This is a genomic window from Paenibacillus sp. J22FR83, from assembly GCF_059691955.1.
Map to the genome: position 1 here is coordinate 1 of NZ_JCAUAM010000034.1, position 11467 is coordinate 11467.

At 45.6% G+C, this 11467-nt stretch carries 12 protein-coding genes; 7 read left to right on the forward strand and 5 right to left on the reverse strand.

Annotation, left to right across the window (positions count from 1 at the left end):
• Positions 1-35: 35 nt before the first annotated feature.
• Positions 36-452: a hypothetical protein gene (locus AC58PV_RS34170; protein ID WP_497437473.1), complete on the reverse strand. Its 417-nt coding sequence runs from the start codon at positions 450-452 to the stop codon at positions 36-38.
• Between the two features lie 191 nt (positions 453-643).
• Between AC58PV_RS34170 and AC58PV_RS34175 the strand changes: the two genes are divergently transcribed.
• Positions 644-1711 carry a glycoside hydrolase family 88/105 protein gene (locus tag AC58PV_RS34175; protein WP_497437474.1) on the forward strand — a complete coding sequence of 356 codons (1068 nt, stop codon included), beginning with the start codon at positions 644-646 and terminating at the stop codon, positions 1709-1711.
• A complete protein-coding gene (locus AC58PV_RS34180) occupies positions 1698-3377 on the forward strand; it encodes a DUF8769 domain-containing protein (RefSeq protein ID WP_497437475.1) in 1680 nt (559 codons plus the stop codon). The genes AC58PV_RS34175 and AC58PV_RS34180 overlap by 14 nt, the downstream gene beginning before the upstream one ends.
• Before the next feature lie 493 nt (positions 3378-3870).
• Here the strand turns inward: AC58PV_RS34180 and AC58PV_RS34185 are convergent, their stop codons facing one another.
• Both AC58PV_RS34185 and corA read right to left on the reverse strand, forming a co-directional pair.
• Complete coding sequence (locus AC58PV_RS34185) at positions 3871-4761, reverse strand: helix-turn-helix domain-containing protein (protein WP_497437477.1); 891 nt, start codon at positions 4759-4761, stop codon at positions 3871-3873.
• Positions 4762-4763: 2 nt separating this feature from the next.
• Positions 4764-5714, reverse strand: coding sequence for a magnesium/cobalt transporter CorA (corA, locus tag AC58PV_RS34190; protein WP_497437478.1), 951 nt, complete (start codon positions 5712-5714; stop codon positions 4764-4766).
• 71 nt (positions 5715-5785) lie between these two features.
• Here corA and AC58PV_RS34195 point away from each other — a divergent pair, with 71 nt between their 5' ends.
• The gene (locus tag AC58PV_RS34195; protein WP_497437479.1) at positions 5786-6550 is read left to right on the forward strand and encodes a hydroxypyruvate isomerase family protein; all 765 of its coding nucleotides are present in this window, start codon (positions 5786-5788) and stop codon (positions 6548-6550) included.
• Between the two features lie 197 nt (positions 6551-6747).
• Here the strand turns inward: AC58PV_RS34195 and AC58PV_RS34200 are convergent, their stop codons facing one another.
• Positions 6748-6906, reverse strand: coding sequence for a hypothetical protein (locus AC58PV_RS34200; RefSeq protein ID WP_497437480.1), 159 nt, complete (start codon positions 6904-6906; stop codon positions 6748-6750).
• A 130-nt stretch (positions 6907-7036) separates the two neighbouring features.
• Between AC58PV_RS34200 and AC58PV_RS34205 the strand changes: the two genes are divergently transcribed.
• Positions 7037-7426 (forward strand): group I truncated hemoglobin, encoded by a 390-nt coding sequence (locus AC58PV_RS34205; RefSeq protein ID WP_497437482.1) that lies wholly within the window; start codon positions 7037-7039, stop codon positions 7424-7426.
• Between the two features lie 306 nt (positions 7427-7732).
• Here AC58PV_RS34205 and AC58PV_RS34210 read toward each other — a convergent pair whose 3' ends face one another.
• Entirely contained in the window at positions 7733-9439 is a 1707-nt protein-coding gene (locus AC58PV_RS34210) for a glycoside hydrolase family 2 protein (protein WP_497437483.1), read from the reverse strand.
• 119 nt (positions 9440-9558) lie between these two features.
• Between AC58PV_RS34210 and AC58PV_RS34215 the strand changes: the two genes are divergently transcribed.
• From AC58PV_RS34215 to AC58PV_RS34225, 3 genes are all read left to right on the forward strand, one after another.
• Positions 9559-10371 carry a helix-turn-helix transcriptional regulator gene (locus tag AC58PV_RS34215; protein WP_497437484.1) on the forward strand — a complete coding sequence of 271 codons (813 nt, stop codon included), beginning with the start codon at positions 9559-9561 and terminating at the stop codon, positions 10369-10371.
• Positions 10372-10389: 18 nt separating this feature from the next.
• On the forward strand, positions 10390-10881 hold the full coding sequence (locus AC58PV_RS34220) for a CYTH domain-containing protein (RefSeq protein ID WP_497437485.1): 492 nt from the start codon (positions 10390-10392) through the stop codon (positions 10879-10881).
• A gap of 134 nt (positions 10882-11015) precedes the next feature.
• Positions 11016-11429 (forward strand): hypothetical protein, encoded by a 414-nt coding sequence (locus AC58PV_RS34225; protein WP_497437486.1) that lies wholly within the window; start codon positions 11016-11018, stop codon positions 11427-11429.
• The last annotated feature ends 38 nt before the right edge of the window (positions 11430-11467 follow it).

The window sequence follows — 11467 nt, forward strand, 5'->3', positions numbered from 1 at the left end:
CTGTCATTAGCAGGGTCTAGTTCAGTATTGCCTTTTTAAGGGATACACGACAAACAGCCCATGAAAAGCGGTGCGTTAAAGCAACTTCCTGCTGGGAGATTTTCAGGGTAGACAATACTACTATGCTGGTGCTGCATGGCATGTGTCAATGTATATGCAAAGTCACCGATGACGGTCTTCTTCATGAGGGGCATGACATGCTCTAGATCGCCTGGTTCGTTCGGTCTGACAGGATAATTCTCATTCAGACTATTAAGCAGCCAGTTGATTTGGGGAATTTCAATACCGAATCGCGTTGACCATTCTTGGAGGACTTCCCTTTGTGGGTAGAATCGTCTGCCTTTCGCAAGGGATTTGCGCTCTGTTAGCAGTTGTAGAAGCGATTCATCAATCCGTTTCATTTCATCATTGTATTCATTGGGCACCATTTGTAATTCGGACCAACCCATCATCAAGTACCTCCATTTTCCATTTGTATCCATCTAGTATAACGGCTAATGAGTCGTAGGAAAAGTTTTGTGATTAGTCTTTCTACTTTTCTGGACGATTCCCCATGTTTTCGGGACGGAAGCCCAAGCAACATAGGTGCGATTGATGCTACTCTTTAGGTAATCTTTTTATAAAAAGGAGCTGCCTAAACATAATGAATTCAACATATGCAAATCACGCACATCAGATTTGGCAAGCAATGATAAGGGATCATTCGGGCGAATGGGGAATGGACATTCATCACTGGGACTGGGTGCCTGGTGTTGGCGTCATTGCCATGCTTGAGTACTATGAAGCCACTCGCAATCCTGAGGTATTAGCCTACCTACAGGAATGGGTGAAGCAGAATTGCGAGAAAGCGAAAGGCACGAAGGTGATCAATTCAATCGCTCCTTATGCGATTTTCCCAGCTTTATATCGGTTTACGGATGACACTTGGTTCCGAGATGAAGCCGTTCGGATAGCGGAGTGGCTGATTAAGGACACACCGCGAACGCGAGAGAATGCCTTTGAGCATACAGTCACGGAAAATGTAGCATTCCCTGAGCAGGTATGGGCGGATACGATTTATATGGCTGTGTTGTTCCTAGCACGCACAGCGTCGTTAGTCGGCAGTACGGTTTATGCGGAGGAAGCGTTGAAACAAGTGCTAATCCATCTTCGTCTGTTGCAGGATGAGGAGACGAATGTGCTATTCCACGGTTGGAATTGCGGGTCGGCTGATCATATGTCAGCAGCACGCTGGACGAGAGCGAATGCCTGGATCGCTGCAGGAATTCCAATGATCGTAAAGGAAATTGATCAACTTGTTGCTATTCCGGAAGAGCTTAAGGAACGATACGGACGCTTAATGTCAGGGCTGCTAGCCTATCAACAAGAGGACGGACTTTGGAGCACGGTGATGGATCAACCTCATTTTTATCGGGAAGTGTCGGGCAGTGCGGGAATAGCTTATGGCCTGTTAAAGGGCATGGAGCAGGGTTTAATTCCTTCTAAGGATGAAACATATGCTGCAGTGGAGCTAGTATTTCATGCGATTGTCCCCTATATTACGGAGGAGGGTATCGTGAATGGGGTATCGGGCGGGACACCCGTGATGCCAACTATTCAGGCTTATCAGGACGATATTTCAACGTATCCAACGTTATATGGACAAGGTCTAGTGTTGATGTTATTGGCAAAAGTAGCTCAAGTGGAGACGATGAATCATGAACAGAGATGAACGATTGCTAGCTATTCAAACAAGTGAGAAGCAGTATCATGCTAATGTCAAATTAATTCAAATACCGCTCACGTCAACCTATCATACAGCGCTTAAGCCTCAGAAGCACCCTTATGTATACGCGCTGTATCCTTCCACTTGTTATGCGTATGATTTACTTTGTTACGGTGGAGAAGACTTCACACAAAGAGCGGCAGAGATTCTTGAGGTTGTCTTAGCACAACAGGATAAAGTCCCAACTAGCGAATCGTATGGGATTTGGCCTTACTTTTTCGAAGAATCACTGGAAGCCATGGATCGTCCAGATTGGAATATGGCGGATTTTCATGGGAAGAAATTAGTGCTTATCTTGAAAAATCACGCGGATTCCCTCTCTGAGGCATTAATTGAACAAATTCGTGAAGCGATTTATCACGCTTGCCAAGCGATTATCCGACGAGATGTGGGACCGCATTATACGAACATTGCGCTTATGGGTGCATTTGTAACGCTGGTGGGCGGCGAAGTACTTGGTGATCCTGAGATTCGCAGCTACGGGGAGCAGCGTCTGAAACGATTTCATGCATTTACGTCAGGGATCGGCACTTTCAGCGAGTATAACAGTCCTTGTTATTCGCCAATTGCGATTGAAGAATTGGATAGCATTTATCAAGAATCGACGACAAGTGCAGCGGTAACGCTTGCTGAGCAATTGCTAGACATCGCTTGGGGAATGATTGCGAAGCATTTCCACCCCGCGACGGGGGAATGGGGAGGTCCATACAGTCGGACGTATTACACATTGATGACGGATCGCGAGAAGCATTTCCTGGGAAATGCGCTTAGGGGAGACTCGTCTGCAATACGTTGCCCTGAGAAGTACCACGCTTTTTTTAGCGCTAATGAAGAAAGGTATTTCATTGAGCCGACAATGATGACAGCAGAAACCGGCTATCAGAATTATGCGACGACGTATCAAAATGAGAAACTTTCGCTCGGAAGCTACACGATCGGCAGCATGTGGAATCAACGCCGCAACTTGCTAGGCTTCGTGGATCTTGGTGGGAAGAGAGCATTCATACAGTTGCAATTTCTGAAGGATGGGAAGGATTTCTGTTCCGCGATTTATACAGGTGTGCAGTCACGTAAACAGGTGCTGTTTGGCTTCAATTTGGCGACAGATAATGGGGCATGGCATCAGGAGTTGGATGTTATCAACGGCAAGTTCCAAGCGGAGGATTTGCGGATTCGCCTGCTGATTGGCGGTGATACAGATGAGCTCGAACTGCCTTCTGCTGAGAAAGGCAAATGTCTGACAATGATGCTTGGAGATACGCCGCTTCGGATCGAAGCTGTGCTGGAGGAGTCGGATTACGGCGCACTTGAGGTGGCAGTTGAGCGTCGTGATGATGAGCTTCATTTGGATTATGTCATCTATGCGGGCGAAGTGAGAGAATTTGATTTCCATGTTATTCAGAAAGCTGTGTGGATCTTCACATTGTCCCTCAGTGAGGGGCCGCTTCCGGAGGTTGATATTCAGCTGGGGGCAAATTCTGTGACATCTACAATAGGTGATCGTGAGGAGCAGATGTCAATTACGGTTCCAACAGCACCGGGGAAAACGCTGGATTTCTATCGAAACAAACGGGTGCAGCTGCCGCAAAATTTGATCGAACACGTACGGTAAGTAGTGCTGGATATGAGGTGCAGGATGTTTCCTGCGCCTCTTTTTGTTGTTCTCACTAATTTTAACTGGAAAATACGTAGTTAATTTCTCTGAAATCGCGTTCAAATTCAGAATAGATGGATTTTATACAGGTAATCTAGCCGATTCTGGCGATATTGGAGCATTTGCTGAGGAATAGCTGTAGGAAATCCAGTTATTTTCAAATCGTAGGGAAATTAGATAAAATTAGCTACATAAAATCCAGTTATTTGGCAGAAGGGGGTGAATGGTGGGGGAGTGCAGTGTAGTGGTGAGGAGTACGTAAAGGTGTGGAAGGGTGCAGCGTAGTGGCGAGGAGTGCGTAATGTTGAAGAGAGCAGTGTTGAGGCGGGGAGATCGTTAGGATGGGAACACGTTTATTTTCTTAGTTGTGGGTGCATTTTGGTCGAAAAAGGATTATTGAGAACGTACGTTCCTTTATCGAGTGCTCCCCTTTATGGGGGAGTTTAGTCAGTTAGGTTTTCAAAAGTCGTTTAAAAGCTTCAACCCGGTACTGCTTTGGCGTCAAGCCAGTTTCCTTTTTGAACACGTGGAAGAAATGCGACATGTCGCCAAACCCAACAGCAGCTGAAACCTCTGAGATGGCCAAATCGCTCTCCATCAGCAGCCGCTTCGCCTTATTCAGCCGATACTCGATGAGGAACTGTTTAATGGTAGTGCCAGTGGTTTCTTTAAACAAGGTAAAAAGCTGTGATCGCGAGACTGGGAATCGTGACACAAGATCTTCAATTAGCAAAGGTTCTTGATGATGACCAATTAAGTAAGAAAGAACATCGCTAATGAGGTGCTGATCGCCAGTATGTTTCAGCGTATGTTCGTCTTGCAGGCCAAATAGGATTAGAAAAAAGTCGGCAATGCATCTCAGCACAGCCAATTCATAGCCCATCTCTCGCCCATCTAGTGCCTGAGTCAGCTCAGCGAACAGCATTTGGACACGATCAAGCTGCTGGGTATTCAGGAAAAAATGGTTGGAATCCGGATGACGCTCAGCAAGCAGTCGAGAGATAGAGAGGTCCGACATTTTGCAAATAGTATGTAGTTGTTCTAAATATGACTCATCTATGGAAAAAACATAACGATGGAATTCCTTGCACTGTCCATGATAAGACCGATGAATGACATTCGGATGAATAATAGTAAGGCTCCCCGCGTGTAGGGGGTAAATGCGATCACCTACGAGATAGGTGCCGGTTCCCTGCAAGACGAGATAGATCTCGTATCCGTTATGTGAATGCAGGAGTTGCTGCTCAAGCGGAATCGTCCGAAATTCACAGTGAACGGGATAGGTAGCCAGAAAATGATTCGTATAATCATCGATAGCAAAGCTTACCGGTTCATTGCGCATCCTTATTTAAACCAGCCCTTCTTCTGGAACCAGGCGAACATGCCTATGCCGATCCCAATCATAATCGCGAGTATGGCGAAATATCCCCAATGCCATTCTAATTCAGGCATATAAGTAAAATTCATCCCATACAGCCCAGCAATAAACGTCAATGGCATGAAAATCGTCGTAATGACCGTCAATGTTTTCATAATAGTATTCATTCGATTGGCGTTGAGCGAGATGAAGCTATCTCGAATATCTGCTGTAATCTCACGATTCGAGTCTATCATTTCAGAGAGCTTGAGTAGATGATCATGAATATCCGTGAAGAAAACGAGATGCTCACGCACCTGTTCAATGCGATCTGTACTTATAATTCGATACAGCAAGTCACGCATCGGGACGATGGTACGGCGCAATTTCAACAGTTGGGAACGAATTTCAAAAACCTGATTCATTAACACATCAATGGCTTCCGCATTCATTTTGTTCTCCATGTCATCAAGCAGGTCCTCAATTTGATAGACGCTAGGGAAATACTGATCGACAAGATTGTCTAGAATTAAATACGCGGCATAGATCTGCCCTTGATTTCGCAGACTTTCTTGCTGGGACACGCGGGTCCAAGCATCCTCAATTTCTCTGGACTCATGCAAATGGAAAGTAACAATATAGTTGCTCCCAAGGAACATATCGACCTCTTCCGCATCCAACGTTTTCGCATTAATGGCGTGCATGACGAAGAAATGAACATCGTGATAATGATCGATTTTTGGCCGTTGCATGAAATGAAAACAATCCTCAATAGAGAGGGGATGGAAGTGGAAATGATCCTTCAGGTTGGAAGCTTCTTGTTCATCAGGATTATAGAAATCAACCCAATACCACCGAATCGTTGGGGCTGATAATTCTTCAAGAGAGAGATCGTGAATAACCGAATAATCGGTTGTAACGGCAAGCGTTCGTATCATATAGGGCTCCTAGCATATCATATTATCATAGGCATTTGCTTCATTTTACCATACAATGGAGAAAGATCAGAATGGAAAGAGGGATTGAGATGAAGCTGTCGGTTTGCATGGATGCGCTCTATAAGGGGCGTGATTTTAGGGAAAGTGTGAACGAACTGAAGGAGATTGGTTACGATACAATTGAGTTCTGGTCCTGGTGGCAAAAGGATATCGACGTCGTCGCGGATGCCGTTGCTGAAGCGGGAGTTTCTATTTCGACGTTTTGCACGAAGTTCGCGAGCCTAGTAGATCCATCTCAGCGCAGTGTCTACCTGGAGGGACTTATCGAATCAATTGCCGTTGCCAAGCGTCTGAATTGCACCAAGCTCATTTCCCAAGTAGGACAAGAACGCGAAGGCGTGTCACGAGAAGTGCAGACACAATCACTGATTGAGGGGCTGCAGGCGTGTGTGCCTATTTTGGAAAAAGAGGGCATAACGCTGCTCATTGAACCGCTGAATACACGTGTGAATCATCAAGGATACTTCTTAGCTTCCTCAGAAGAAGCCTTCCATATCATTAAACAAGTAGACAGTCCCTATGTGAAGGTTTTGTTCGATATCTACCATCAACAAATTACCGAAGGACATGTGATCGCTAATATTCGCGAGAATATCACATGGATCGGCCATTTCCATGCTGCGGGCAATCCTGGTAGACATGAGCTTGACAATGGTGAGCTGAATTATGAACAGATTTTCAAAGCTATCGATGAAACCGATTTTGAGGGGTACATGGGGCTAGAATATTTCCCATTGGAGGCACCGGGGGTTGGGCTCCGCAAGCTGCTGAAGTAAAGTAGGATGACAAACGTGGCTGTTAGAAACATTTGTAACACAATTGGAATATTTCTGTTACAGTCCTCTAACATAGAAAGGGTATTATAATAAACAAGACCCCCTTTTTTTATATAAACTTTGGACCCAGCCCCGTTGGCTAGGTCCCTTTTTTTCTTATGATTGCACCCGAAAACGTTGCAGTAAGATATACCCGCTTATCCATTTGTTGCCAATGTGAATCGACAAGGTTGTGAACTGCCAATTACACGTGCAGCCGTAATCCTTCGCGGGGAGCCGGCAATCAGAGGGTTTCTAGACCAACGGATCAAAACCAAATCAGGTTGACGAACAGCTTTTACTTTTACACAAGCCATTCCAATCACCTCGTTGCTAGTTAGTATCTGCAACTATAAATAGAATGCATGCTAGATTGACTGTGTGCGGGACAAGGGCGGAAATCGGAACAATTGATAAATTCTCTGCATGTTGGATACGATAACCTGAATGCATATCGTTGAAGGAGGATACAGGGTGAGTGGAACAACGCTATACGAAAAGCTAGGTGGAGAAGGGGCAATTACAGCCGTAGTGGATTACTTCTATCAGCTGGTTTTGGCGGATGAGACCGTCAATCACTTTTTCAACAACACGGACATGGATAAGCAACGTAAGCATCAGGCGAAATTTTTTAGTTTTGCGTTAGGGGGACCGAATCAATACACCGGGGCATCCATGGCCAAGGCACATGCAGGGATGAATCTGCAGGAAGAGCATTTCAACGCGATTGCGACGCATCTTCATGATGCGCTTGCTCATTTCGACGTGGGAGCAGACGAAATCAATCAAGTGTTGGCGAAGGTGTTGACGTTGAAGGACGATATTTTACATAAATAGAAAAAGAGGGTCCCCATCCACCATCGAAGTGGTAGGGGATCCTCTTTTTTATGAGTTAATCGACTTGGGGGCGGCCGGATTCGCCGATATAGCTGTGAAAGATGCAAAAAGGCATCCTTTTTCATCAGAATGAGCCTCTCTAGTTGAAATAAGTGCGAAAGTGCAACTATTTTCGCCGTTTTCCCACATAGTAGGGGAATTCGCTCCGAAAGGTTGCCTTTTTGCACGTATTTACCTCCACTGGGCCGTTATCAGCAAAAATAAGTGACTATTTGCATCTTTGAGCTAGCTCGTCCAGCCTTTCCCTTACCGTTCCGAGCGATAAATCTCCTTCACTAAGCGATAGGCCAATTTCGGCTTGCGATACTCGCTGAGCAAGCCTTTATTGTTGAAGCTCCGCGCGCGATCGCGGAAGTAAGGTCGGTCACTCCGCACGTCGACGCGAATGTCGGCGAAGTGCCAGATGAGCGTCCCGACGATACGAGGGTCGTCGCGGAAGATTTTCAAAGCGCGCGTGACGACATCCGCTTGGTAGTCTTCACTGAACAGGCGTGGCTCCCAGCCTGCATCGCCAAAAATCCCTGCCGCGCCGAACTCGCTCATGATCACAGGCTTGCCAGCAGCGCCATGCTTCTCCGCATTAGCGAAGTAGTCCTGCAGCATGGTACTAAATCCATCTACGCTGCCTTCGTACCAACCGTAATATTTGTTGATTCCGATGACATCAAAGTAAGAGAGTACGATGTCTTCAGTAGGCTGCATCGTGGCATACGTGACGAGCCGGCTCGCATCCATGCTACGGATTTTGCTCACGAAAGCTTTCGTAAGCTCAAGCGCTTCCTGGGTACGTGTGTCGATTTCATTGTGCGCTCCCCAGAAAATGATGGACGGATGATGGTAGTCGCGGCTGATCATTTCGCCTAGCATGTGAACGCCGCGCTCTCGGAAGATCGGGCTTGCCAACGTTTCCACACTCATGAAACAACCCCACATCGGAATCTCGCTCCAGAGCAGCATCCCGTGCTCATCCAGCAGGTCGATCCAGAACTGGCTTTGCGGATAGTGGGAACCACGCACGATGTTGCAGCCCATGTCGGTCAAAATGTCCAAATCCTTCAACATCAGCTTCGGCGGGAAAGCAAATCCCCATTCCGGATGTTCCTCATGGCGATTCACGCCTTGGAGGTAAAGCTTTTTGCCATTCAGCAGAATGTCGCTGCCCTGAACCTCAACCGTACGGAAGCCGGTCCGATCAATAAGATCATCTTCACTAGTTGTAACTGTGAAGGTATAAAGTGCAGGTTGTCCAACATCCCAGCGTTTAATATTCGCCAGACTTCCGCTTAGTGTGAGACTAGTCGTTTGACCCGCAGGGACCACAACCTGATTAGCTGCAAGAGAAAGTCCTTCCGTACCAGCACTTACTTCAATCTGAGAGTCCTCTTGGCTTAAGGAACTAACTTGAATGTGCAGCTGAACATCGGCGATATCGTCTTTCAGTTGATAATCAATTTTCATGGAGTCAATGTAGACATCCGGCAGCTCTTGAAGTTCAACAGAACGAATGATGCCTCCGTAGGAGTGCCAATCAGCAATATCCGTGGGCAAAGTTTGCCAATCCACCGTATTATCAACGCGAATGACGAGTTCATGTTTGCCAGCAATTAAGTGAGGGAGAATCATCGAGAACTGAGTAAACCCGCCAAAATGGTAGCCAATATGCTGGCCATCCACATACACATCCGCATGGTGCAGAACGCCTTCAAAAACGAGCCGAATGTTCGCGTCTTGTAGCGTATCGAAATAGGTGCGATACCAAGCCGCACCAAAATAATCGTAAGTACCTAATTCGTTGTTCCAACAAGAAGGGACGACGGACTTTTTGGAACTGGCAGGGAATAGGGTAGCCCACCCCTCGGAAACACCTTTATTGTCAGGATCCGTAATGAAATCCCATAAGCCATCCAAAATTCGAGTAGGTCGTAAGTTATGCTGCTGAAAAGTACGTATCACGAGCATTAAGCCCCTTTCATGTATGTTTCGTAAAGCGTATCATAGAAGAAGAGTGTATTTGAATGGATAAACCTTATCTCTATTTGTCAAAATCGCTACAGGATTGGTGAACATAATCAATGAATAACCACCGTATTTATCATCATCGGCTCTCGTATGAGAAGCCGCCCGAACCTGGCTGGAAAGATATTCGTAATACAACCGATGTTCACTCCCTGTATTGGATTCGCAGTGGCGAAGGGGAATTTCACGATGAAATGAATGACATTCCGCTGCATGTACAGGCCGGGAGTTTGTTTTATTTGAGGCCCGGGTTTAAACTGAACATGACGTCGTCTACAGACAATCCGTTATGTATTAGGATGCTCCTTTTTGATGCTTTTGATATCCCCTACGAGCATCTCAATTGGCTAAAGCCAGTTCCTGTGGAGGAACTGCGGATTCCTTTTTATAAACCGCACACGGTAGAGCAGTCTGATTGGTTAGAAGCACAGTTTACTCGTTTGTGGTCAATGAGAGGAACGGACCCGCATGAACGTCAAGCGGAATTCCAATATGCGCTATCTCGATTAATCCAATTTATGAAGGATACGGATACGTCGAGTGATCCCTATATGAAAGCTTTTCAGCAAGCCAAGCTGTGGCTCGAAACCTGCTATCATCAACCCATTCGATTGGAAGAACTGGCGAAAACGTACCATATCTCGGTGTCGCAATTACGTAAGATGTTCATGAAGCATGTGGGCATATCGCCCAAAGCGTATTTAAATCAGATTCGAAATGAGCAGGCGAAGACGATGTTGTTACTAACCGATGAGCCTATGAAGGCGATTGCGGACGTTTGTGGATTTGCAGATGAGTTTCATTTTGGTAAAATGTTTCGAGTATGGAACGAGATTTCACCAGTTCGTTATCGAACTATGAACAAATAGAGAGGGGCTTACCGAATTATGGGTGCCGAAATTGAAAGAAAGTATAGATTGCCCGCATTTCCGGAGGCTGAACTAGCCAATAGCGAATTGACTCAAGTATCCAAGCAATATATCTACCAAACCTACCTGGCCTTCTCTGACGACCAAGAAATTCGCGTGCGCCAGCTAGTAGACAGCTCAGGAGCATCCTCTTTTACACATACGTTCAAGTCAGGACATGGGATGGTTCGCGAAGAAATCGAATACAACATCACGGAGCCTATTTATCAACAACTGCTAGAGCGCACAGGCTTAATTCCACTAGAGAAGATTCGTACGACCCTTGAAGCGGGCGGGGTTACTTATGAAATCGATGAGTACAAACAAATTGACCTGCTTGTTGTTGAAGTGGAATTTCCTGATTTGCAGGCTGCACAGCAGTTTGAACCACCGGCATGGTTCGGCAGAGAGTTGGGCTCGGAAGAAGAGTTCCGCAATAAGTCGATGTGGGTAGCTTTACAGAAACGCTAACCCCCTCCCGGATTCATTAGTGAAGTATGAGTAAAAAACATGTTTACCTAAAATTCTAGATAGAAGTTTTACAACACTTATTAGGTATCATCTAAGTATTGTAAAATTTCTAAATGGAATTGTGAGGGCGATTCATGAATCTAATCCACTATTATCGTCAACAGTTTGTCGAGTTAACAGCCCAGTTTGAGAAAGTGTGGGAGGAAGATTCGGATTATAAATTTGGGTTTCTGTGGCGCTCGCAGGTGAGTTCGTCGTATAAAGAAATGTTCCAAATAACACAGACGAGCCAGGAACCGCTTAGTTTGATGTATGTGATGGAGCTTCCCGAGTCGTACAAAAGAACGAATATTAGCGAGGTTATCAAACATGTAACTTCAGCCTATAAGTTGTCCATGTATGTATTTTCGAACAAAATCATGCTGACCTCATGCATATCCATTGAAAGTTTACAGCAAACTTCATTAGGCTTCATTCATCATGCTCGTGCAGAGATGATTGATTTAGTCTTCTCTGCGATTAGACAAGTCGATTATGAAACCGTATAGACCTTACACAATTCGACATTTATAATAGAGGTAGATGG